The organism is Pseudomonas sp. PGPPP1 (assembly GCF_002255865.1).
GTDB classification, from domain to species: domain Bacteria; phylum Pseudomonadota; class Gammaproteobacteria; order Pseudomonadales; family Pseudomonadaceae; genus Aquipseudomonas; species Aquipseudomonas cremoris.
Genome location: NZ_NKIG01000037.1, coordinates 25,321 through 49,216 on the forward strand (window position 1 = coordinate 25,321; position 23,896 = coordinate 49,216).

General features: G+C 61.4%; 18 protein-coding genes. 10 read left to right on the forward strand and 8 right to left on the reverse strand.

The features are described 5' to 3' along the window. Nucleotides 1–136: 136 nt before the first annotated feature. The 5 genes from treP to CFE47_RS27775 all read left to right on the forward strand — a co-directional run bounded on the left by treP (nucleotide 137) and on the right by CFE47_RS27775 (nucleotide 7,493). Nucleotides 137–1,579 carry a PTS system trehalose-specific EIIBC component gene (treP, locus tag CFE47_RS27755; protein ID WP_286841925.1) on the forward strand — a complete coding sequence of 481 codons (1,443 nt, stop codon included), beginning with the start codon at nucleotides 137–139 and terminating at the stop codon, nucleotides 1,577–1,579. A gap of 64 nt (nucleotides 1,580–1,643) precedes the next feature. After that, nucleotides 1,644–3,290: an alpha,alpha-phosphotrehalase gene (gene treC / locus CFE47_RS27760; protein WP_286841927.1), complete on the forward strand. Its 1,647-nt coding sequence runs from the start codon at nucleotides 1,644–1,646 to the stop codon at nucleotides 3,288–3,290. 71 nt (nucleotides 3,291–3,361) lie between these two features. Beyond that, complete coding sequence (locus tag CFE47_RS27765) at nucleotides 3,362–4,582, forward strand: maltoporin (RefSeq protein ID WP_286841929.1); 1,221 nt, start codon at nucleotides 3,362–3,364, stop codon at nucleotides 4,580–4,582. Nucleotides 4,583–4,686: 104 nt separating this feature from the next. Then, nucleotides 4,687–7,203 carry a phosphoenolpyruvate--protein phosphotransferase gene (ptsP, locus tag CFE47_RS27770; RefSeq protein WP_286841931.1) on the forward strand — a complete coding sequence of 839 codons (2,517 nt, stop codon included), beginning with the start codon at nucleotides 4,687–4,689 and terminating at the stop codon, nucleotides 7,201–7,203. Between the two features lie 2 nt (nucleotides 7,204–7,205). Next, nucleotides 7,206–7,493 carry a PTS sugar transporter subunit IIB gene (locus CFE47_RS27775; RefSeq protein WP_286841933.1) on the forward strand — a complete coding sequence of 96 codons (288 nt, stop codon included), beginning with the start codon at nucleotides 7,206–7,208 and terminating at the stop codon, nucleotides 7,491–7,493. Between the two features lie 137 nt (nucleotides 7,494–7,630). Here the strand turns inward: CFE47_RS27775 and mltF are convergent, their stop codons facing one another. Then, nucleotides 7,631–9,091: a membrane-bound lytic murein transglycosylase MltF gene (mltF, locus tag CFE47_RS27780; protein ID WP_185708158.1), complete on the reverse strand. Its 1,461-nt coding sequence runs from the start codon at nucleotides 9,089–9,091 to the stop codon at nucleotides 7,631–7,633. Nucleotides 9,092–9,378: 287 nt separating this feature from the next. On the opposite strand from mltF, the gene purL reads away from it, so the two are divergent. Then, the gene (purL, locus tag CFE47_RS27785) at nucleotides 9,379–13,275 is read left to right on the forward strand and encodes a phosphoribosylformylglycinamidine synthase (RefSeq protein ID WP_286841936.1); all 3,897 of its coding nucleotides are present in this window, start codon (nucleotides 9,379–9,381) and stop codon (nucleotides 13,273–13,275) included. Nucleotides 13,276–13,279: 4 nt separating this feature from the next. Next, nucleotides 13,280–13,591, forward strand: a complete 312-nt coding sequence (locus tag CFE47_RS27790) for a YqfO family protein (protein ID WP_286841938.1) — start codon at nucleotides 13,280–13,282, stop codon at nucleotides 13,589–13,591. A 171-nt stretch (nucleotides 13,592–13,762) separates the two neighbouring features. On the opposite strand, the gene nagE is transcribed toward CFE47_RS27790, so the two are convergent. The 7 genes from nagE to CFE47_RS27825 form a co-directional block, all read right to left on the reverse strand. Continuing rightward, nucleotides 13,763–15,469 (reverse strand): N-acetylglucosamine-specific PTS transporter subunit IIBC, encoded by a 1,707-nt coding sequence (gene nagE / locus CFE47_RS27795; RefSeq protein ID WP_286841940.1) that lies wholly within the window; start codon nucleotides 15,467–15,469, stop codon nucleotides 13,763–13,765. Nucleotides 15,470–15,497: 28 nt separating this feature from the next. Then, nucleotides 15,498–18,008 (reverse strand): phosphoenolpyruvate--protein phosphotransferase, encoded by a 2,511-nt coding sequence (ptsP, locus tag CFE47_RS27800; protein ID WP_286841942.1) that lies wholly within the window; start codon nucleotides 18,006–18,008, stop codon nucleotides 15,498–15,500. Nucleotides 18,009–18,044: 36 nt separating this feature from the next. Next, a complete protein-coding gene (locus CFE47_RS27805) occupies nucleotides 18,045–19,055 on the reverse strand; it encodes an SIS domain-containing protein (protein ID WP_286841962.1) in 1,011 nt (336 codons plus the stop codon). Next, nucleotides 19,048–20,154: an N-acetylglucosamine-6-phosphate deacetylase gene (nagA, locus tag CFE47_RS27810; RefSeq protein ID WP_286841944.1), complete on the reverse strand. Its 1,107-nt coding sequence runs from the start codon at nucleotides 20,152–20,154 to the stop codon at nucleotides 19,048–19,050. Before nagA ends, CFE47_RS27805 begins: the two co-directional genes overlap by 8 nt. A gap of 10 nt (nucleotides 20,155–20,164) precedes the next feature. Then, nucleotides 20,165–20,923, reverse strand: a complete 759-nt coding sequence (locus tag CFE47_RS27815; RefSeq protein WP_286841946.1) for a GntR family transcriptional regulator — start codon at nucleotides 20,921–20,923, stop codon at nucleotides 20,165–20,167. Between the two features lie 263 nt (nucleotides 20,924–21,186). Continuing rightward, nucleotides 21,187–21,690, reverse strand: coding sequence for a L,D-transpeptidase family protein (locus CFE47_RS27820; protein WP_185708150.1), 504 nt, complete (start codon nucleotides 21,688–21,690; stop codon nucleotides 21,187–21,189). A gap of 28 nt (nucleotides 21,691–21,718) precedes the next feature. After that, nucleotides 21,719–22,267: an NUDIX hydrolase gene (locus tag CFE47_RS27825; protein ID WP_286841949.1), complete on the reverse strand. Its 549-nt coding sequence runs from the start codon at nucleotides 22,265–22,267 to the stop codon at nucleotides 21,719–21,721. Nucleotides 22,268–22,413: 146 nt separating this feature from the next. On the opposite strand from CFE47_RS27825, the gene CFE47_RS27830 reads away from it, so the two are divergent. Genes CFE47_RS27830 through CFE47_RS27840 form a run of 3 tightly spaced genes read left to right on the forward strand, consistent with a single transcriptional unit; the run spans nucleotide 22,414 to nucleotide 23,789 of the window. Beyond that, nucleotides 22,414–23,016 (forward strand): CoA pyrophosphatase, encoded by a 603-nt coding sequence (locus CFE47_RS27830; RefSeq protein WP_033898592.1) that lies wholly within the window; start codon nucleotides 22,414–22,416, stop codon nucleotides 23,014–23,016. Between the two features lie 36 nt (nucleotides 23,017–23,052). Then, nucleotides 23,053–23,577, forward strand: a complete 525-nt coding sequence (locus CFE47_RS27835) for a gamma carbonic anhydrase family protein (RefSeq protein ID WP_185708148.1) — start codon at nucleotides 23,053–23,055, stop codon at nucleotides 23,575–23,577. After that, the gene (locus CFE47_RS27840; protein ID WP_178921668.1) at nucleotides 23,574–23,789 is read left to right on the forward strand and encodes a DUF1289 domain-containing protein; all 216 of its coding nucleotides are present in this window, start codon (nucleotides 23,574–23,576) and stop codon (nucleotides 23,787–23,789) included. Before CFE47_RS27835 ends, CFE47_RS27840 begins: the two co-directional genes overlap by 4 nt. The last annotated feature ends 107 nt before the right edge of the window (nucleotides 23,790–23,896 follow it).

Genomic DNA, 23,896 nt, shown 5'->3' on the forward strand with positions numbered 1-23,896 from the left:
CAGGGCCAGCAAAAAATAAACATTTTGTAACTCGTACAGACGAGTTGTTGCTTTAACTCGTACAGACGAGTACTTTTGCCCTCGGCGTGCTGCCAATGACTGCCCTCAAATAAAAAAATCAAAGTGGAAACCAAGCATGAGCCACGACTATTCCAATATTGCCCGCGAGATCCTTGAGTACCTCGGGGGCAGCGACAACCTTGAGCAGGCCGCCCACTGCGTGACCCGCCTGCGCCTGGCACTCAAGGACCCGAGCCTGGTCAACAGCAGCGCGCTGAACCAGGTCGATCTGGTCAAGGGTTCGTTTTTTACCGGCGGCCTGTTCCAGGTAGTGATCGGCCCCGGCGAAGTGGAGAAGGTCTACGCCGCCCTGCGCGAGCAAACCGGCCTCGCCGCCGCCACCATCGCCGACGTGAAGAAGAAGGGTGCCGACAAGACCAACGCCATGCAGCGCCTGGTACGGGTGTTCTCCGATGTGTTCATGCCGATCCTGCCTGCGCTGATCATCGCCGGCCTGTTGATGGGCGTGAACAACCTGATGGGTGCCAAGGGCATGTTCATCGAGGGCAAGACGCTGCTGGAGGCGTATCCGAACCTGGATGGCCTGTGGAGCCTGATCAACCTGATGGCCAACACTTCGTTTGTGTTCTTGCCGGCGTTGGTAGGTTGGTCGGCGGCCAAGCGTTTTGGCGGCAGCGAAATTCTCGGCATCGTGCTGGGGCTGATGCTGGTGCACCCGGACCTGCTTAATGCCTGGAACTACGGCAAGGCCGTGGCGGGGCTCGACGGCCAGAGCCTGCCGTACTTCGATATCTTCGGCTGGTTCAAGATCGAAAAAGTCGGCTACCAGGGGCAGATCCTGCCGATCCTGATGGCGGCTTATGTGATGAGCGTGATCGAGAAATGGCTGCGGGCGCGAGTGCCCAATGCGATTCAACTGTTGGTCGTGCCCATTACTACCATCGTCGTCACCGGCGTGTTGGCGCTGGCGATCATCGGCCCGGTGACCCGTCACCTCGGCATCCTGATCACCGAAGGCGTGGTCACCCTGTTCGACCTGGCGCCGATGCTGGGCGGGGCGATTTTCGGCCTACTGTATGCACCGCTGGTGATCACCGGCATGCACCACATGTTCCTCGCCGTGGACCTGCAGCTCATCTCTACCCAGGGCGGGACGTTTATCTGGCCGATGATCGTCATGTCCAACCTGGCCCAGGGCAGCGCCGCACTCGGCGTGTTCTACATGACCCGCAATGCGCGGGACAAAAGCATGGCCTCCACTTCGGCGATTTCCGCGTACTTCGGCATCACGGAACCGGCGATGTTCGGGGTAAACCTGCGCTTCAAGTTTCCGTTCTACGCCGCGCTGCTGGGTTCGGCGCTGGGCAGTATTTTCCTGTCGCTGAACAAGGTGCAGGCGTCGGCCATCGGCGTCGGTGGGTTGCCTGGGTTTATCTCGATCATTCCGCAGTACATCCCAAGTTTTGTGATTGGGATGGTCATCGCGATGGTGGTGCCGTTTGTTTTGACCTGTGCGTTGAGCATGAAGATTGTTCGGCCGGGGTATCGGGTCGCCTGATTGATCGCTATCGCAGGCAAGCCAGCTCCCACAGTTGATCGCATTCCACGTTGAAGGAGTTTCCATGCAGAACTGGCAACACTCGGTGATCTACCAGATCTACCCAAAAAGCTTCCACAGCCACGCGGGTAACGCCACCGGTGACCTGCTGGGCATCGTGGATAAACTCGATTACCTCAAATGGCTGGGCGTCGACTGCCTGTGGATCACCCCGTTCCTGCGCTCGCCGCAACGCGACAACGGCTACGACATCAGCGACTACTACGCCATCGACCCCAGCTACGGCACCATGGCCGATTGCGACCTGCTGATCAGCGAAGCGGCCAAGCGCGGCATCAAGCTGATGCTCGACATCGTGGTCAACCACACCTCCATCGAGCATGAGTGGTTCCAGCAAGCACGCAGCAGCCTCGACAACCCGTACCGCGACTTCTACATCTGGCGTGACCAGCCGAACAACTGGGAGTCCAAGTTCGGCGGCTCGGCCTGGGAATACGAAGCACAAACCGGCCAGTACTTCCTGCACCTGTTTGACCACACCCAGGCCGATCTGAATTGGGACAACCCCAAGGTGCGCGCCGAGGTGTTCAAGCTGATGCGCTTCTGGCGCGACAAGGGCGTGGGTGGTTTCCGCCTGGACGTGATCAACCTGATCTCCAAGCCCGCCGACTTCCCCGAGGACAACACCGACGGTCGCCGCTTCTACACCGACGGCCCGAACGTGCACGCGTACCTGCAGGAAATGCACCGCGAGGTGTTTGAAGGGCATGACCTGATCAACGTCGGCGAGATGTCCTCCACGAGCCTGGAGCACTGCATTCGCTACTCCAATCCTGAGTCGAAAGAACTGTCGATGACCTTCAACTTTCATCACCTGAAAGTTGATTACCCGAACCTGCAAAAGTGGGTGCGGGCTGACTTCGATTTCCTGCAGCTCAAGCAGATTCTTTCCGATTGGCAACTGGGCATGCAGGCCGGGGGCGGTTGGAATGCACTGTTCTGGTGTAACCACGACCAGCCACGAGTGGTCTCGCGCTTTGGTGATGACGGCGAGCACCGCGTGGTGTCGGCCAAGATGCTCGCCACCGCGCTGCACTTCCTGCAGGGCACGCCGTATGTGTACCAGGGCGAAGAGCTGGGCATGACCAATCCAGGCTTCGACAACATCTCGCAGTACCGCGATGTAGAGACGTTGAACATCTTCCGTCTCAAGCGTGATGCGGGTGAGTCCGAGGCGTCGAGCATGGCGGCGATCAAGCAGAAGTCGCGGGACAACAGCCGTACGCCGATGCAGTGGAGCAACGCAGTCAACGCCGGGTTCAGCAGCGGCGAGCCATGGATCGGTATCCCGGCCAACGCCAAGCAGATCAACGTCGAAAACCAACTGGATGATCCGGACTCCGTGCTGCATCACTACCGCGCGCTGATCGCGTTGCGCCGTCACGAGCCGCTGATCCAGGAGGGTGTCTACCGTCAACTGCTGCAAGACCATCTGCAGGTCTGGGCCTACTTGCGCGAAGGCCGCGGCGAACGCCTGCTGGTGCTGAACAACTTCTATGCCGCGCCGTGCGAAATCCAATTGCCCGATGACGTGATCAGCGCGGCGAGCGAGCAGCGCCTGCTGATCAGCAACTACCCCGACAGCCCGGTGCGCACCAGCACCGTGATGCTGCGCCCTTACGAATCGTTTGTACTGCACCTCAAGGACTGAGGCCCGCAACAACCCCTGTATGGGAGTGCAGGGGCGCTTCAAAAACCATAATAAAAATATCGGAGTGCTTCATGAAAACAACAATAAAGCTGGGCCTCATTGCGTCGTGTCTCACCGCACCTTTTGCTGCTCAGGCCCTGGAGTTTGCCGGTTACCTGCGCAGCGGCGCGGGCACCTCCACGGGCAGCGGCAAGCAGCAGTGTTTCCAGCTGCCGGGGGCGCAATCCAAGTACCGTTTGGGTAACGAATGCGAACAGTACGCCGAGCTGGAACTGCGCCAAGACCTGCTGACCCTCGACGACGGCTCGGTGCTGAGCGTTGATGCCATGGCGTCGCTGTACAACAAGTACGACCGCGCCCTCAAGTTCCAGGGCGAAGACAACGGCTCGGCACGCATGCCGCAGATGTATGCGCAGTGGTCCAACCTGCCGAGCCTCAATGGCGGTTCGGTGTGGGCTGGCCGGCGTTACTACAAACGTAACGACATCCATATCTCCGACTTCTACTACTGGAACCAGAGCGCCACGGGCGGTGGTATCGAGGACGTGCTGATCGGCGACCTCAAGTACAGCTATGCCATTTCCCGCAAGGACAACCTGTACCAGAAGGACTACGCCACCCGTCATGACTTCAACGTGGCGGGCTTCAAGACCAACCCCGGCGGCGAGCTGGAACTGGGCTTGAGCTACATCGAAAAAGCCGGCGGACGCGACACCAATAGCGGCTGGGCGATCACCGCGCAGCACGTGCAAAAACCTTTCCTGGGCGGCAAGAACAAGTTCGCCTTGCAGTACGGCGAAGGGCCCGGCACCGGCCTTGGGTATACCGGCAATACCTTCCTGGACAAGAGCAGCAAAAGTTATCGTGCCGTGGAGTTTTTTGACTGGCAGGTGACCCCGCGTTTTGGCGGGCAGATCGAAGCCGTGTATCAGAAAGACATCCGCCCCGGCAGCCAGGACCAGACCTGGATGTCCGTTGGCGTGCGCCCAGCGTATGCCATCAGCGAACAGTTCAAACTGGTGACCGAGCTTGGGCATGATCAGGTCGATGCGGCCGGTGGCACGCGCAAGCTGAGCAAATTTACCTTCGCCCCGACATGGTCACCGAACGGCCCGGATTTTTGGGCACGGCCAGAGGTGCGTTTGTACTACACCTACGCGAGCTGGAACGAAGCGGCCAAACGCGCGGCCAATGAACTGGCGGCGGGCTCGGCGTTGTCCGACACCGGTGCCTACGGCACGGCGCGGCATGGATCGAACGTGGGTGTGCAAGTCGAATACTGGTGGAAATAAACAGGCGGGTACACACGGACTAAAAATGTGGGAGCAAGCCCGCTCCCGCATTTGGACTGTCGTCCGCCCGATGATTTTTACAGAACACAACAACAGGTGAAGTCATGACCACAACTCAACCCCTGGAACTGCTCGCGCCGTTGTCCGGTGTGCTGCTGGCGCTGGACACGGTGCCCGACCCGGTGTTCGCAAGCCGCGTGATCGGCGACGGCCTGTGTATCGACCCGACTTCGCAGACCCTCTGCGCGCCACTGGCCGGGGTGATCAGCAATATCCAGGACAGTGGGCATGCGGTCAGCATCACCGACGACCATGGCGTCCAGGTATTGCTGCATATTGGCCTGGACACCGTGAACCTGGCCGGCCAGGGCTTCACCCGCTTAGTGCAGGAAGGCCAGCGGGTGACCGCCGGGCAAGCGCTGATTGAGTTCGACGCTGACTATGTGGCGCTCAATGCACGCAGTTTGCTGACGTTGATGCTGGTGGTCAGCGGCGAGCCGTTCACCGTGTTGGCAGACGACCTCGTGGAAGTAGGCCAGCCACTGTTGCAGTTATCCACAAGCGAAACCATTGAAGCGGCGGATGAGGAGGAGGGTGATGCGCTGTTCTCCAAACCACTGACCTTGCCCAATGCCAATGGTCTGCACGCACGCCCGGCGGCGGTATTTGCCCAGGCCGCGAAAGGTTTCAACGCGAGTATCTACCTGCACAAGCAAACCCAGAGCGCCAACGCCAAGTCGCTGGTGGCGATCATGGCGCTGCAGACGGTGCACGGCGATAGCTTGCAAGTCAGCGCCGCAGGGGAAGATGCCGAAGCGGCGATCGCCGCGTTGGTTGCGTTGTTGGCGCAGGGCTGTGGCGAGACGGTTGCGGCACCGGCTGCGGTGGTTGAACCGGTGTTGTCGACGTCAGTCTTGAAGGGCGTGTGTGCCTCGCCGGGTTCGGCGTTTGGCCAGGTGGTGCAAGTGGCCGAACCTGAGCTGAACATCACTGAGGCGGGCGCAGGAGAAGCGCTCGAACGTGCGGCTTTGCAGCGCGGTCTGAGCGCCGCAAGCGGAGCGCTGCAAGCGTTGCAGGGCAAGGCCGTCGGCAGTGCTCAAGCGGACATTTTCCGTGCCCACCAGGAGCTGCTTGAAGACCCCACATTGCTGGAGCACGCCCACAAATTATTGGCTGAGGGCAAGAGCGCCGCCTTTGCCTGGAGCAGCGCCACAGCCGCCACTGTCAAGGTGTTCCAAGGCCTGGGCAACGCGCTGATCGCCGAACGTGCGGCGGACCTGGCGGATGTCGGCCAGCGTGTGTTGAAACTGATCCTCGGTATTGAAGACAGCGCCTGGGATTTACCCGAGCGCGCGATCCTGATCGCCGAACAACTGACACCCTCGCAAACCGCCAGCCTGGACACCCGCAAGGTGCTGGGGTTCGTCACGGTCGGCGGCGGTGCGACCAGCCACGTCGCCATTCTCGCCCGAGCCTTGGGCTTGCCGGCCATTTGCGGTGTGCCGTCCCAAGTGCTGGCGCTGGTCAACGGCAAGCAGGTCTTGCTCGACGCCGATAAGGGCGAGCTGCACCTGGACCCGAACCTGACCGAGATCGAGCAACTGGAGGCGGCGCGCAAGCAGCAGGTACAGCGACGTCAGCGCGACGTGGCACAGGCGTTTTTACCGGCGACTACCCGTGATGGGCATCACGTTGAAATCACGGCCAACGTCGCATCGTTGCAGGAGGTCGAGCACTCCCTGACCCTGGGCGGCGAAGGCGTCGGCTTGCTGCGTTCGGAGTTCCTCTACCTGGACCGCAATCGCGCCCCTAGCCCCGAAGAACAGGCCGGCACCTATACCGCTATCGCCCGCGCGCTGGGCACCGAGCGCAACCTGGTGGTGCGCACCCTGGACGTCGGCGGCGACAAACCGTTGGCCTATGTGCCGATGGCGGCGGAGACCAATCCATTTCTTGGCCTGCGCGGCATTCGCCTGTGCCTGGAGCGCCCTGAGTTATTACGCGAACAGTTCCGCGCGATCCTCGCCAGTGCCGGTTTTGCGCGGTTGCATATCATGTTGCCGATGGTCAGCCTGCTGTCCGAGTTGCACGTGGCACGCCAGATTCTGGAAGAGGAAGCGTTAGCACTCGGACTCACTGAATTACCGAAGCTTGGGATCATGATCGAGGTGCCGTCGGCTGCGCTGATGGCGGATGTTTTCGCACCTCATGTCGACTTCTTTTCCATCGGCACCAACGACCTGACCCAATACACCCTGGCCATGGACCGCGACCACCCGCGCCTGGCCAGCCAGGCCGACAGTTTTCACCCGGCGGTGCTACGCCTGATCGCCACCACGGTCAAGGCAGCCCATGCCCACGGCAAGTGGGTCGGCGTGTGCGGGGCGCTGGCGTCCGAAGCGCTGGCGGTGCCGATGTTGATTGGTTTGGGGGTGAATGAGTTGTCGGTCAGCGTGCCGTTGATCCCTACCATCAAGGCCACTGTGCGCGAGTTGGACTTGGCTGACTGCCAGATCATTGCCCGCCAAGTGCTGGGCCTGGAAGAAGCCGCCCAGGTCCGCGAGGCGCTACGCCTGTACCACGCGGCCACCGTTGAAACCTCATCTGTCGTGGAGCTTTGAGCATGTTCGAGAAATTGCAGCAGGCGTTCTGGAAAGCCCTGACCCCGGATTTGATAGCGGAGACGGTAGCGACGCCGACGCAGAGTTTGCTGTCGGCTGAGGTGCTCAGTGCGTTGGGTGGGGCGGATAATCTCAAGTCACTGCAGCGCGTGGCGCTCACGCGGGTTCGGGTGCAGTTGCAGGATGTGGCGAAGATGGATGCTGGGGCGTTAAACGTGGCGGGTGTGCCAGCGGTGATGGTGCTGGCGGGGGGGATCGTGCATCTGCTCACCGGCCTGAATTCGGTGTAGGGATCAAAGACGATAAATGTGGGAGTCGGGCTTGCCCGCGATAGCGGTGTGTCAGGCAACGGATATTTCGACTGGCAAGGCGCCATCGCGGGCAAGCCCGGCTCCCACAGGGTTTTGCAGTATTTTGATTACGGTGTTTACAACTGCGGATTATCTTCCGGCGGCTTGGTCTTGTTCACACCCGGCACATGCAGGTTGCCTTCGACCACCTGGTTACCTTCCAGCTGCGGCTGCGTTACCCAGGTAAGAATGTCGTAGTAGCGCCGGATGTTCGCCACAAAGTGCACCGGCTCCCCACCACGCGCATAACCGTAGCGGGTCTTGCTGTACCACTGCTTCTGCGACAGGCGCGGCAGCATCTTCTTCACGTCCAGCCACTTGTTCGGGTTCAAGCCTTCGCGCTTGGCCAGCGTGCGCGCATCGTCCAGATGGCCGGTGCCGACGTTGTAGGCGGCGAGGGCGAACCAGGTGCGATCCGGCTCCGCGATGCTGTCGTCCAGTTCATCCTTGATCTTGGCCAAGTACTTGGCGCCACCCATGATGCTTTGCTTGGCGTCCAGGCGGTTGGACACGCCCATGGCCTGCGCGGTGTTCTGGGTCAGCATCATCAAGCCGCGTACGCCGGTCTTGGAGGTGACGGCGGGTTGCCACAGGGATTCCTGATAGCCGATGGCGGCCAGCAGGCGCCAGTCGACCTTTTCTTCCTTGGCATAGGTCCGAAAGTGCTTCTCGTACTTGGGCAAACGCTGTTGCAGATGCTGGGCGAAGGTATAGGCGCCGACATAACCCAGTACATCGACGTGCCCGTAGTAGCGGTCTTTGAGGCGCTGCAGGGTGCCGTTCTTCTCGACCTTGTCCAGGTAGCTGTTGATTTCGTTGAGCAGGCTGTTGTCTTCGCCGGCCGCCACGGCCCAGCTCTGGTTGCTGGCATTGCCCAGGTCGAAGGCCACCCGCACGTTGGGGAAGTACACCTGGTTCATCGCCACTTCGTTGGAGTCCACCAGGGTCAGGTCGATCTGCCCTTCGTCCACCATGCGCAGCAAGTCGACCACTTCTACGGCGTCGGATTCTTCGTATTCGATCGCAGGATTCTGCTTTTTAAGTTCCGCCAGTTGCTCGGCGTGGGTGCTGCCCTTGAGCACCATGATCTTCTTGCCCACCAGGTCCGCCGCGTTCGTCGGGCGCGACTGGCCGTTGCGGTAGATGACCTGCGGGGTCACTTCAAGATAAGGGTGGGAGAAACGCACCTGCTGTTCGCGCGGCTCGCTGCTGACCAGGCCGGCGGCGGCCAGAACCGGGCCGTTGGGCTTGCCCAATTGGGCGAACAGGTCATCGAGGTTGTCAGCGGTCTCGATCTCCAGCTTTACACCCAGGTCGTCGGCAAAGCGCTTGACCAGTTCGTACTCGAAACCGGTTTCACCGTTGCGGTCCTGGAAATAAGTCGCCGGGCTGTTCCGGGTGATCACCCGCAATACGCCATCCTCCTTGATTCGCTCGAGCGTGCTGGGTTTATCAACACAGGCGCTGAGCATCAGGAAGAGTCCGGTTGCGATCAGCCATTTGGCATATCGCGGGCGCAAAGCAGTAGGGGAGAACATCTGCGCAGTATACGCAAACGGCCCACGGCGCCATATCTCGACAGAGGGGGACTTGTCTGCTAGCGCCGGGGAAACTGCGCTGCAGCCCGCAGAAACGGGGCTTGGCGGGGGATTGTGACGGTTAAAATAACTGCTGCGAATGCCTGGCTGCAGTGCCTTAAAGGGGTGGAATCCAGCCAACTGACGTTCGGCAGCAGCCAGCAGCACCGTTTCGGGTGCCGTTGGCGGCGGTTTACGCTAGAATGCACGGCCTCAAAGCACACCCCCTTCCCGAGGCTGTCCCGAAGATGTTGATCCTGCGCGGCGCTCCTGCCCTTTCTGCCTTTCGCCACAGCAAACTCCTTGAGCAACTGAGCCAGAAGGTTCCAGCTGTTACAGGCCTGTACGCTGAATTTGCTCACTTCGCCGATGTTACCGGCGTGTTGACCGCCGACGAACAGCAAGTGCTGGCACGCCTTCTGAAGTACGGTCCCAGCGTTCCCGTTCAAGAGCCGACTGGCCGCTTGTTCTTGGTTCTGCCACGGTTCGGCACCATCTCGCCTTGGTCGAGCAAAGCCAGCGACATCGCCCGCAACTGCGGCCTGGAAAAAATCCAGCGTCTGGAACGCGGCATTGCCTTCTACGTGGCTGGCCAGTTCAGCGATGCCGAAGCCGAGCTGATCGCCAGCAGCCTGCACGACCGCATGACCCAGATCATCGTCAGCCAGCTGGAACAGGCTGCCGGCCTGTTCAGCCACGCCGAGCCAAAGCCGCTCACCGCGATTGACGTGCTCGGCGGTGGCCGTGCCGCCCTCGAGAAGGCCAACACCGAGCTGGGCCTGGCCCTGGCGGAAGACGAGATCGACTACCTGGTCAACGCCTTCAATGGCTTGAAGCGCAACCCGCACGACATCGAACTGATGATGTTCGCCCAGGCCAACTCCGAGCATTGCCGTCACAAGATCTTCAACGCCAGTTGGGACATCGACGGCGAAAGCCAGGAAAAAAGCCTGTTCGGCATGATCAAGAACACCTACGTGATGCACAGCGAAGGCGTTCTGTCGGCTTATAAGGACAACGCCTCGGTCATCGTCGGCTCTGTCGCTGGCCGCTTCTTCCCGGACCCTGAAACCCGCCAGTACGGCGCGGTGCAGGAGCCGGTGCACATCCTGATGAAGGTTGAGACCCACAACCACCCAACCGCGATTGCCCCGTTCCCGGGCGCAGCCACCGGTTCCGGTGGCGAGATCCGTGACGAAGGCGCCACCGGCCGTGGCGCCAAGCCAAAGGCGGGTCTCACCGGTTTCACCGTGTCCAACCTGCAGATCCCGGGCTTCGAACAGCCGTGGGAAGTGCCGTACGGCAAACCTGAGCGCATCGTCACCGCGCTGGACATCATGATCGAAGGCCCGCTGGGCGGCGCCGCGTTCAACAACGAATTTGGTCGTCCGGCCCTCACTGGTTACTTCCGTACCTTCGAACAATCCATCACCACGCCACGTGGCGATGAAGTGCGCGGCTACCACAAGCCAATCATGTTGGCCGGCGGCATGGGCAACATCCGTGAAGAACACGTCAAGAAAGGCGAGATCCTGGTCGGCTCCAAGCTGATCGTGCTCGGCGGCCCGGCGATGTTGATCGGCCTGGGCGGCGGCGCCGCGTCCTCCATGGCCACCGGCACCAGCTCGGCCGACCTGGACTTTGCTTCCGTACAGCGCGAAAACCCAGAGATGGAGCGTCGCTGCCAGGAAGTCATCGACCGTTGCTGGCAGTTGGGTGACAAAAACCCGATCAGCTTCATCCACGACGTCGGCGCAGGTGGTTTGTCCAACGCCTTCCCGGAACTGGTCAACGATGGCGACCGTGGTGGCCGTTTCGAACTGCGCAACATTCCAAACGACGAGCCGGGCATGGCCCCGCACGAAATCTGGAGCAACGAATCCCAAGAGCGCTACGTACTGGCAGTCGGCGCTGAAGACTTCGCGCGCTTCCAGGCCATCTGCGAACGTGAGCGCTGCCCATTTGCGGTCGTTGGTGAAGCCACTGCCGAGCCACAGCTGACTGTCACCGACAGCCACTTCGGCAACAGCCCGGTGGACATGCCGCTGGAAGTGCTGCTGGGCAAAGCCCCGCGCATGCACCGTTCGGCTGTGCGTGAAGCCGAGCTGGGCGATGATTTTGACCCAAGCAAACTGGAACTGGCCGACAGCATCGAGCGCGTGCTGCACCACCCAGCCGTGGCCAGCAAAAGCTTCCTGATCACCATCGGCGACCGCACCATCACAGGCCTCGTGGCCCGTGACCAAATGGTCGGCCCGTGGCAGGTTCCGGTGGCCGACGTTGCCGTCACCGCCACCAGCTTTGACGTCTACACCGGTGAAGCCATGGCCATGGGCGAGCGTACACCGCTGGCCCTGCTGGACGCTCCGGCGTCGGGCCGCATGGCTATTGGTGAAACCCTCACCAACATTGCCGCGTCGCGCATTGGCAAGCTGTCCGACATCAAGTTGTCGGCCAACTGGATGTCCGCTGCCGGTCACCCTGGTGAAGACGCCCGTCTGTACGACACGGTTAAAGCGGTCGGCATGGAACTGTGCCCAGAGCTGGGCATCACCATTCCGGTGGGCAAGGACTCCATGTCCATGGCCACCCGTTGGAATGAAGACGGCGTAGACAAGACAGTGACCTCGCCGCTGTCGCTGATCGTCACCGGTTTCGCACCTGTCACCGACGTGCGCCAGACCCTGACCCCGCAACTGCGCATGGACAAGGGCACCACCGATCTGATCCTGATCGACCTGGGCCGTGGCCAGAACCGCATGGGCGCGTCCATTCTGGCGCAAACCCATGGCAAGCTCGGCAGCCAGGCGCCGGACGTCGACGACGCCGAAGACCTCAAGGCTTTCTTCGCTGTGATCCAGGGCCTCAATGCCGATGGTCACTTGCTGTCCTACCACGACCGTTCCGATGGCGGCTTGCTGACCAGCGTTGTCGAGATGGCCTTCGCCGGTCACTGCGGCCTGAACATCGTGCTCGACAGCGTAGCCGAGGATGCTTCCGAAATTAACGGCATCCTGTTCAACGAAGAGTTGGGCGCTGTGATCCAGGTGCGCCAGGATGCAACGCCAGACGTACTCGCCCAGTTCAGCGCCGCTGGCCTGGACGACTGCGTGGCGGTGATCGGCCAGCCGATCAACAATGGCGAGATCAACATCTCGTTCAACGGCGATACCGTGTTTGCCGGCCAGCGCCGTCTGCTGCAACGTCAGTGGGCTGAGACCAGCTACCAGATCCAACGCCTGCGCGATAACGCCGACTGCGCCGAGCAGGAATTCGACGTGATCCTGGAAGAAGACAACCCGGGCCTGAGCACCAAGCTCAGCTTCGACGTCAACCAGGACATCGCCGCGCCCTACATCAAGAAAGGCATCCGCCCACAAGTGGCCGTACTGCGTGAGCAGGGCGTCAACGGCCAGGTTGAAATGGCAGCAGCGTTCGACCGCGCCGGCTTCAATGCGATCGACGTGCACATGAGCGACATCCTCGCCGGTCGCGTTGACCTCAACGAGTTCAAAGGCCTGGTGGCCTGCGGCGGTTTCTCCTACGGTGACGTGCTGGGTGCCGGTGAAGGCTGGGCCAAGTCGGCCTTGTTCAACAGCCGTGCCCGCGATGCATTCCAAGGCTTCTTCGAGCGCAACGACAGCTTCACCCTGGGTGTGTGCAACGGTTGCCAGATGATGTCCAACCTCAGCGAACTGATCCCGGGCAGCGAGTTCTGGCCGCACTTTGTGCGCAACCGTTCCGAGCAGTTCGAAGCCCGTGTCGCCATGGTGCAGGTGCAAGAGTCCAACTCGATCTTCCTGCAAGGCATGGCCGGTTCGCGCATGCCAATCGCCATCGCCCACGGCGAAGGCCATGCCGAGTTCGAAAGCGAAGAAGCCCTGCTGGAAGCCGACCTGTCCGGTTGCGTGGCCATGCGTTTCGTCGACAACCACGGCAAGGTCACCGAGAGCTACCCGGCCAACCCGAACGGCTCGCCGCGCGGGATCACCGGCCTCACCAGCCGCGACGGTCGCGTCACCATCATGATGCCGCACCCGGAGCGTGTATTCCGCGCCGTGCAGAACTCGTGGCGTCCGGAAGAGTGGAACGAAGACGGCGCCTGGATGCGCATGTTCCGCAACGCCCGCGTGTGGGTGAACTAAGACGGTGTACAAGCTCGCCTTCTTTGTGCCCCCAAGCCACGTGGAGACGGTGAAAACCGCCGTCTTCGCCGCTGGCGGCGGGCGCATCGGCGACTACGACAGCTGCGCCTGGCAAGTGCTGGGCCAAGGCCAATTTCGCGCGTTGGACGGCAGTCATCCGTTCATTGGGCAGGTTGGCCAAGTTGAAGTGGTTGAGGAGTGGAAGGTGGAGTTGGTGGTGGCAGATGCGTTGATCGTGGCTGTTGTGGCTGCGCTCAAACTGAGCCACCCGTACGAGACACCGGCGTATGAAGTGTGGCAGTTGGCGGATTTTTGATTCGCAGGCTGTAAAAACAAGAAACCCGCTGGGCCAGTTTGGTCTGCGGGTTTTTTGTTGCCTGTAAGGGCCTCATCGCAGGCAAGCCCGCTCCCACATTTTGAATGTATTCACAGATCAAAATGTGGGAGCGGGCTTGCTCGCGAAGGGGCCAAAACAGTCACTACATGTCTAAACCCTGGCGCCGACTTCATGGCCACTGACCAGTCGCCCCAGCGCCTCACCCAACCCCGATGCCTTGTCACCAATCAAGAGGTGCCAAACACCACTGTCGAGTTGGCTCAGGCCCTGGCAGCCCAGCGCGGTCAGATCAGCTTCAGACAACACCGAATCATCCCCCAGTTCCACGCGTAACCGGGTCATCGCCACGGCTTCCAACTGGCGCACATTCCCTCGGCCACCCAACGCCTTCAGCCATTTCTCGGCTTCCTGCACATTCACCGCAACCGGCTTATCCACAGGCGTAACCGCGACCGGCGCGCTGGCAACAAACGAAGGCATCGCCAGTCGAATTTCATCGGCAATGCTGTCGGCCATCGGCCCGACGACTACTTGCAAACTCCCGCCATTACCCGGCCGTACGACGGCCATTGCGCCCAGCGCTTTCAAGTCCGCGTCCACTGCCTTGTTGCGATCAACCATGTCCAACCGCAGGCGAGTAGTACAGGCGCCGACACTCAATAGGTTCGAAGCACCGCCCAGCGCCCGGATATACGCACTGGCACGTTGGTTATCAGTCATCACCTCAGCCTGCACCACTGGGATATCTTCACGCCCTGGCGTCTTCAAGTTGAACCGGCGAATGCAGTAGTTGAACACGCTGTAATAGACCACCGCATACGCCAACCCCACCGGGAACACCAACCAACCATTGGTCGATTTGCCCCAACCCAGCACCATGTCGATAAACCCACCGGAGAAGGTAAACCCGAGGTGGATGTTCAGCATATTGGTGACAGCCATCGACAGGCCCGTCAGCACCGCATGGATCAGGTACAGAAACGGCGCGAGAAACATGAAGGCGAATTCAATTGGCTCAGTCACCCCGGTCAAGAACGAGGTCAGCGCCATCGACAGGAAAATCCCGCCCATCACCTTGCGTCGTTCCGGCAGTGCATTGCGGTACATCGCTAAACACGCGGCAGGCAGGCCGAACAGCATCACCGGGAACATGCCGGTCATGAACTGGCCGCCTTTCGGGTCGCCGGCGAAGTAGCGAGTCAGGTCGCCGGTTACCACCGCGCCGGTAACTGGATCGGTAAAGCTGCCAAACACAAACCACGCCATGTTGTTGAGGATGTGGTGCAGGCCAGTGACAATCAGCAGGCGGTTGAACACACCAAACACAAACGCGCCGAAGCTGCCGCTTTCCATCAGCAACACACCGAAGCTGTTGATGCCATGCTGGATCGGCGGCCAGATCAAGCCAAAAATCACCCCCAGCCCAACCGCGCTGAACCCGGTGACAATCGGCACAAACCGCCTCCCACCAAAGAACGCCAGGTACTCCGGCAGCTTGATGTCCTTGAAGCGGTTGTACAGCCCGCCCGCCATCAAACCACTGGCGATACCGGCGAGCATGCCCATGTTGATGGTTGTATCCATCACCTTGAGGGTGGAGATCATCACCAGGTAACCGATCGCACCGGCCAGCCCGGCGGTGCCGTTGTTGTCGCGGGCAAACCCCACGGCGATGCCGATGGCGAAGATCAGTGCCAGGTTGGCGAAGATCGCCTGCCCGGCATCGTGCATCACCGCGATGTTCAAAAGATCGGTATCGCCCAGGCGCAGCAACAGGCCGGCGATAGGCAGGATCGCAATCGGCAGCATCAGCGCACGGCCGAGGCGTTGCAGGCCTTCGATAAAGTGTTGGTACATGGCGAGTCTCCTTTTTTTCTTGTTGTTGTCAGCTCAGCGGCCAGTGGTGTTGACAGGCTTGGCGAACGGCCTTGGCGCTGCTCAGGTCGAGCAGGCCTTGGCTCAGTTGCCGGCAGTGCGCCGCATCCAGGTGACGGACGCGGTCCTTGATTTCTCCAATCTGCGGCGGGCTGACCGACAGCTCGCTAACGCCCAGGCCCACCAGTACCGGCGTAGCCAGTGGATCGGAGGCGAGTGCGCCACAGACGCCGACCCAACGGCCATGCTTGGCGGCGCCGGCACAGGTCAACGCAATCAGGCGCAACAGTGCGGGGTGCATGGCATCGACCCGCGCGGCGAGGCCGGCGTGGTCACGGTCCATGGCCAAGGTGTATTGGGACAGGTCGTTGGTGCCGATGGACAGGAAGTCGGCATGCTTGGCCAATTGCTCGGCGAGAATTGCAGCCGCGGGGACTTCGATCATCACGCCCAGTTCGGGGCGTTGGGTCAGCTCCAGCTCAGCGCACAATTGATCCAGGCGCTGGCGGATCTGCAGCAATTCATCCACCTCAGTGACCATCGGCAGCAGGATGCGGCAGCGCCCCAACGGGCTGACTTGCAGCAGGGCGCGCAGTTGTTGGTCGAGCAGTTCAGGACGAGCCTGGGCCATGCGAATACCGCGCAAGCCCAGCACCGGGTTGGCCTCGATGGGCAGTGGCAGATAGTCGAGTTGCTTGTCGCCGCCCACATCGATGGTGCGGATGATCACCGACTTATCGCCCATCGCATCCAGTACGGCTTGATAGGCCTGACGTTGTTCCTGTTCGTCTGGCGCGGTATCGCGGTCGACAAAAAGGAACTCGGTGCGTAGCAGGCCGACGCCATCCGCGCCGTTTTCAAACGCCACCTGGGCTTCGGCACTGGAGGCAACGTTGGCAGCTACCTCAATCGTGATGCCGTCGCGGGTGCTGGCGGGTAGTTGAGCCAGCACCTGTTGCTGTTGGCGGCGCAGTGTTTGCGCATCGCGAATCTGGTGCACTTCGGCGTGGCGCGCTTCGCTGGGGGCCAGTTCCAGGCGACCGTTGGCGGCATCCAATACCACGCGCTGGCCTTGCGGGACGTCGAGTACTTCGGCGCCCAACGCCACCACACACGGCAAGCCTTTGCCACGGGCCAGGATCGCCACGTGAGACGTCGCGCCGCCTTCGGCCATGCAGATGCCAACGGCGTGTTGCGCGCTCAATTGCAGCAGGTCCGATGGGGTCAGCTCATGGGCGCTGACAATCGCACCCGCCGGCAATTCAAAGTGCCAGGCCTCACCCAGTAGCGCACGCAGCACGCGTTGTTGCAGGTCGCGCAGGTCGTTGGCGCGCTCGGCAAACAGCGGCTTGCCCAGGGCCAGCAGCACGGTGCATTGGGCCTGGATCGCATCGCGCCAGGCATGCGTGGCGGCACTGCCTTGTTCAATTGCACGGGCAGCCGCGTCGAGCAGCGTCGGGTCCTCCAGCAGGGCCAGGTGGGCGGTGAAGATGTCTTCTTCTTCGACGTTCTTGCGCTGGCGGGCGTGGGTAAGAGTGCTGCGAATTTCACTGCGCACCTGCTCCAGTGCCACGTCCAGCCTTTGCAGTTGTTCGTCGGGTGCATGCTTGCCGGTGTCTTCCGGCAACTCGATGCCGCTCAGCCGAAACAGCGGCCCACACACCAGGCCCGGTGCTGCGCATACGCCTTGCAGTACATCGGCTTCGTGACTCGTGTGGCGGGGAGTAATGAGGATGGGTGTGTGGTGCTCTTCTTTAGTGGCGACTGACAAGGCGTTGATCAACGCCTGCAATGCGGCTTCGCAATCCTTGCCGCGGCACGTCACACGTACCTCGTCGCCCTCGCCAATACCCAACCCCATCAGACCCATCAGGCTGTCGCACGAGGCGGATTTTTCGCCATAGTGCAACTGCGCTTGGCTGCTGAAATCCTGCGCCGTCTTGCGGATCAGTGCGGCCGGACGTGCATGCAAACCGCCGCGATGGGTGATGCGCACGCTGGCACTGGCTTCGGCGACCGAGTTATCCACAGAAGACTGAGCCGACGCGGTCGAGCGGGCCAGCACTTGCAGCAAGGGTTCACCGACATTGATCGACTTGCCCGCAATCGGTCGCAGCTCAAAACGCTCGCCGTTGGTGAGAATGATCAGGCTGACCAGGCTCTTGCACTGGCGCGCTATCCGGTCCAGGTCAAATTGCACCAGCGCTTGCCCTTCGCTGACCCGCGCGCCTTCCTTCACCAGCAAGGCAAACCCTTCACCGTTCAACTCCACGGTGTCGATGCCCACGTGCATCAATACTTCGGCCCCGTTATCGGCGCGAATCGTCAGCGCATGCCCGGTGCGAGCGACGTGGATGATCACCCCGTCACACGGCGCATGCAGGCAGTCGTTCAGCGGGTCGATGGCAATGCCGTCGCCGAGGGTGCCACTGGCGAACACCTCATCGGGAACGTTGCCCAGGGCCAGCACCGGCCCACTCAGGGGGGCGCTTAGGGTCAATTCATTATTGTTGTTGGACATGGGCACGGTACTCATCAGGAAAACGCGGCAACCGACTCAGTGAGTGCGGGTGACTTTGCTCAGGTGGCGCGGCTGGTCCGGGTCCATGCCCCGGGCAACGGCCAGGCCTGCAGCCATGACGTAAAAACTTTGGATCGCCAGGATCGGGTCCAGGGTCGGGTGTTCGGCGCGGCTCAGGGTCAGGTCGCGCTCGGTGATATCGTCTGGCGCGGCCAGCAACACACGGGCACCGCGTTGGCGCATATCCGCGGCCAGGCTCAACAGGCCGGCTTGTTCGGCGCCGCGTGGGGCGAAGACCAGCAGCGGGTAGTTGTCGCCAATCAGTGCCATCGGCCCGTGGCGCACTTCAGCGCTGCTGAACGCTTCGGCCTGGATCGCCGAGGTTTCCTTGAGTTTGAGCGCGGCTTCCTGGGCGATGGCAAAACCTGCGCCACGGCCGATCACCATCAATTGCTGGCAGCCGCGCAGGGCTTCGATCGCCTTGCTCCAATCCTGTTTGGCTGCAGCGCGCAGGTCGTCGGGCAGGGCGCGGCAGGCTTGCAGCAAGTCGGTTTCCTGGTTCCAGTGGCCGATCAGCAATGCGCTGGCGCTGAGGGTGGCGATAAAGCTTTTGGTCGCGGCCACGCTGTGTTCCGGCCCGGCGCACAGCGGCACATGAAATTCGCAGGCGGCTTCCAGTGGTGATTCTTCGGCGTTGACCAGCGAGATGCTCAGGGCGCCGCGTTTACGCAGCAGGCGCAGGCTGTTGACCAGGTCCGGGCTTTGGCCCGACTGGGAAAACCCGAATGCCACCTGGCCACTGACCTTCAACGGCGCTTGCAACAAGGTCACCACCGACATCGGCAATGACGCCACCGGGATGCCCACGTGTTGCATGGCCACATACGCGAAGTAGCTGGCGGCATGGTCCGAGCTGCCACGGGCGATGGTCATCGCCACTTGCGGTGGCTGGCGGCGCAGGCGTCCGGCGATCTCTTCCAGCGCCGGTTCCAGGCGTTGCAGTTGGGCGGCGACGGCGTCGCAGGAGGCCAGGGCCTCTTCAAGCATTTTTGAAGTCAATGGTTTCTCCTTCGACCATTACGTCGGTGAGTGTCAGGGAGCGGTCCAGGCGCACGCAGTCGGCGAAGCTGCCGGGTTGCAGGCGGCCGCGTTCTTCCAGGCCCAGGTAGTCCGCAGGAAATTGCGACAGGCGTTGTGAGGCTTCGCTGATGGGCAGGCCGATCTTCACCAGGTTGCGTAGCGCCTGGTCCATGGTCAGCGTGCTGCCCGCCAACGTGCCGTCGGCCAGGCGCACGCCGCCCAGGCATTTGGTCACGGTGTGGCTGCCCAGTTTGTACTCGCCATCGGGCATGCCGGCGGCGGCGGTGGAATCGGTGACGCAATACAGGCACGGGATCGAGCGCAGGGCCACGCGCATGGCGCCGGGGTGTACGTGCAGCAAGTCGGGGATCAATTCGGCGTACTGGGCGTGGGCCAGCGCGGCGCCGACGATGCCGGGCTCACGGTGATGCAGCGGGCTCATGGCGTTGTACAGATGGGTAAAACTGGTGGCTCCGGCGGCGAGGGCGGCGACGCCTTCTTCGTAGCTGCCCAGGGTGTGGCCGATCTGCATGCGCACGCCGCGTTCGCTGAGGGCGCGGATCAGGGCGTCATGGCCGGCAATTTCCGGCGCAATGGTGATCACGCGGATCGGCGCCAGGCGCAGGTAGGCTTCCACTTCTGCCATCAGTGCGGTGTGGGCGAAGTTGGGCTGGGCGCCGAGTTTGCCGGGGTTGATGTAGGGGCCTTCCAGGTGCACGCCAAGTACGCGGGCGCTGCCGGTCGGGCGTTGCTCGCAGAAACTGCCGAGTTGGCCTAGCACACGAGAAATTTCGTCCACCGGTGCTGTCATGGTGGTGGCCAGCAACGACGTCGTACCAAAACGCACATGGGTGCGGGTGATGGTCTCGAAGGCATCGATGCCCTCCATGATGTCTGCGCCGCCACCACCGTGTACGTGCAGGTCGATAAAGCCCGGCAGCAGGTAAGGCAGGTCATTGTCGGCCGGGTCGCACGGCGTGCCTTCGATGGCGATCACCTTGCCGTGTTCGTGCACCAGGCGGCCGCGAATCCAGCCGTGGGGCGTGAGGATATTGTCTTCGGACATGGGCAGTTCTCTAAGGCCGCAATTCAGCGGCAAAGTCGTAGCGGCGCAGCTCTGCGACGAAGTCGTAGTAGTCGTTGCGGCAGTAGGTATCGGTGATTTCAATCGGTGTGTTGTCGGCGGTGTAGCCAACCCGGGTCATCAGCAGCATGGCGGTGCCGGGGGCGATGCCCACCAGCTTGGCGAACTCGTCCGAGGCGTTGATCGCCTGGATATGTTGCAGGGCGCGCACGATGGGTTTGCCAATGCCTTCCAGGTATTCGTACAGCGAATTGCCGATGGCTTGCGGATGGGGCAGTACGGACGCGGGCATGGCGGTCATTTCGATTGCCATCACCGTGTCATCGGCCTTACGCAAACGCTTGAGGCGCGCGACTTTGTCGGTGGGCGAGAGGCCCAGGCGGATCAGCTCTTCGTGAGTTGGCGGGCTGATTTCACGCTCAAGCCACTGGGAGGTGGGCACAAAGCCCTTGAGCCGCAACATCTCGCTGAAGCCCGACAGGCGTGACAGCGGCTGTTCCAGGCGCGGCGTAATAAACGTGCCGGAGCCCTGGTTACGGCGGATCAGGCCTTGGGCAAACAACACTTCCAGCGCTTTGCGGGCGGTCACCCGTGAGATGCCCAGTTGCTCGCTGAGCACACGTTCCGACGGCAGCGCCTGTTCGGACGTCCACTGGCCGGCATGGATCGCCGCTTCCAGTTTGCGCGCCAGTTGCAGGTACAGCGGCGTGGATTGTTTGTCGTCGGGGCGCAGGGCCAGGATGGAATTCATCTGTCAGGTTTCCGATGCGGTTATTGGAGTGTTGTCGCCCGGTATTGGCCGGAAATTAATACCACTTAAATACCATGTCAATGCAGCCAAAACGCTGCGATCAACGGTTTGCTGGGCCTGCAAGAGGGTTGGGTATCAAGTGGTATTAGAGAGGTCTTTATCGCGCGCAGAACGGCGCAGCCCGCGGGGTGAACTGGTATTCACCGGCGGGCGTAGTCGGGGGCGGGGAAATATTTTTGAATTATTTTACGAACGGTCGACGATTACGGCCGAATCTCGACCATGGTGCCGTCTTTGACCAGGTTCCAGACTTCACGCATATCCACGTTGCGCATGCCGATGCAGCCATCGGTCCAGTCCAGGGTGTGGAACCACTGCTCCGGGTATTCCTCGGTGTCGGGTGTGCCGTGGATCATGATCATGCTGCCGGGGCTTACCCCTTCGCGGCGGGCGCGGGCGGCGTCGCTGATGTTGGGGTAGGAAATGTGCATGGACAGGTTGAAGCGGTCGCTGGTCTTGCGCCAGTCGATCCAATAGAAACCTTCCGGGGTGCGGCGGTCGCCTTCTATCAGCTTGGCGCCCTTTGGGTTTTTACCCAGGGAAATACGGTAGGTCTTGAGCGGTTTGCCGTCGTTGATCAGTTGCAACTGACGTGCGGACTTGAGCACCAGGATTTTCTCGATCGGCTTGCCGCCGATGGTTTCGACTGTGGAGGCGCAAGACAGGGTAGCGAACGACAGGCAGATAAGAGCAAGCAACCAACGCATTAAAACGGTATCCCTTTGTGCCGGGTTTTTATTGGGTGGGCTTGCCCATGAGGGACACGGCTTCGCTGCGCACCGGAAACACTTGTTGCCGACGGTCGGCAAAAAAGCATTCTAAGGTACGCCCGACCGTGCGGAAAGCCAGCTCGGACCAAGGGACGTCGGCTTCATCGAACAACTGCACTTCCAGGCTTTCTGGGCCGGCCGCGAAGTCCAGGTCGACCAACTCGGCGCGGTAGAAGATGTGCACCTGGTTGATATGCGGCACATCGATCAGGGTGTAGATGCTCAGGTTGCGCACGCGGGCGCAGGCTTCTTCCAGGGTTTCGCGGGCGGCGGCCTGTTCGACAGTCTCGCCGTTCTCCATGAAGCCGGCGGGCAGGGTCCAGTAACCCAGGCGCGGTTCGATGGCGCGGCGGCACAGCAGCACTTTGTCGCCCCACACCGGGACGGTGCCGGCGACGATGTTGGGGTTTTGATAGTGAATGGTCGAGCAGTGATCACACACAAAGCGCAGGCGGCCGTCGCCTTCGGGGATGCGCTGGGTAACCGGTTTACCGCACTGGCTGCAGAAGTTCATGCTGGGGTTCCTGGAAAGTGCGTCTATCTTGGCTTGGCGGGCAGGGCCCTGCAAGTTGTCGTTTAGCGACACCTGCGGGGTTTTGGGGTTGGGCGTGCGCACGCTTTGGTGCATGATGCAAGGTAGCCAACAGACCGAGATGACTCATGCTGGACGAGCTACTTCGCCGGGTAAGCAATCACACCCCCCACACGCTTGAGACCGACGGGCGTTTTCCCGAGGCTGCGGTGCTGGTGCCGATCACCCGCAGTGACGAACCTGAGCTGATCCTGACCCTGCGCGCCAGCGGCCTGTCGACCCACGGAGGCGAAGTGGCCTTTCCCGGCGGGCGCCGCGATCCCGAAGACCCGGACCTGATTTTTACCGCTTTGCGCGAAGCCGAAGAAGAAATCGGCCTGCCTCCCGGCCTGGTGGAAGTCATCGGCCCGCTGAGCCCGTTGATCTCCCTGCATGGCATTCGGGTCACGCCGTATGTTGGCGTAATCCCCGACTACGTCGAGTACCTGGCCAACGATGCCGAGATTGCCGCCGTTTTCAGCGTGCCCCTGGACTTCTTCCGACAGGACCCACGCGAACATACCCACAGAATCGATTACCAGGGCCGCAGTTGGTACGTGCCCAGTTATCGGTTCGGTGAATACAAGATCTGGGGCCTGACGGCGATCATGATTGTCGAATTGATCAACCTGCTCTATGACGACGCCCAGATCAGCCTGCACCAGCCACCGAAAAGCTTCATCAATATCTAAGCCATCGCTTGAATGGCAACGCCGTGAGGAAAAACCATGAAATATCGCCTGGGCGACGCCCGCGTCGAGACGCACCCACACAGCTGGGTAGCCCCCAATGCCACGCTCGTGGGCAAGGTCAAGTTGGAGGAGGGTGCCAACGTCTGGTTCAACGCGGTGTTGCGTGGCGACAACGAACTGATCCTGATCGGCAAGAACAGCAACGTGCAGGACGGCAGCGTGATGCACACCGACATGGGCTACCCGCTGACCCTGGGCACCGGCGTGACCATCGGTCATAACGCCATGTTGCATGGTTGCACCGTCGATGATTACAGCCTTATCGGCATTAACGCCGTCATCCTCAACGGCGCGAAAATCGGCAAGCACTGCATCATTGGCGCCAACTCGCTGATCGGCGAGGGCAAGGAAATCCCCGATGGTTCGCTGGTGATGGGCTCGCCGGGCAAGGTGGTGCGTGAATTGACCGAGGCGCAAAAACGTATGCTGGAAGCCAGCGCTGCGCACTATGTGCATAACTCGCAGCGGTATGCGCGTGATTTGGCAGAGCAGGAAGAATGAACCCGATTGAGCGCCCCGTTGCATCGCCATGCGTGAGTATTTGCGCGTTGGATGATGACGATATCTGTACCGGCTGCCAGCGAACCGTGGATGAGATCACGCGCTGGAGCCGGATGGACAACGCCGAACGCCGTGTGGTGCTGGGGTTGTGCCATGAGCGGGCGAAGGCGAGTGGGTTGGTGTGGATGATTCCTGGGAAATCGGGCGCCTGATAGATCGCCATCGCAGGCAAGCCAGCTCCCACGTTGTTCGATGCCAGGCAAGACAACGCGGTCAACTGTGGGAGCTGGCTTGCCTGCGATAGGGCCCTCCCAGACGA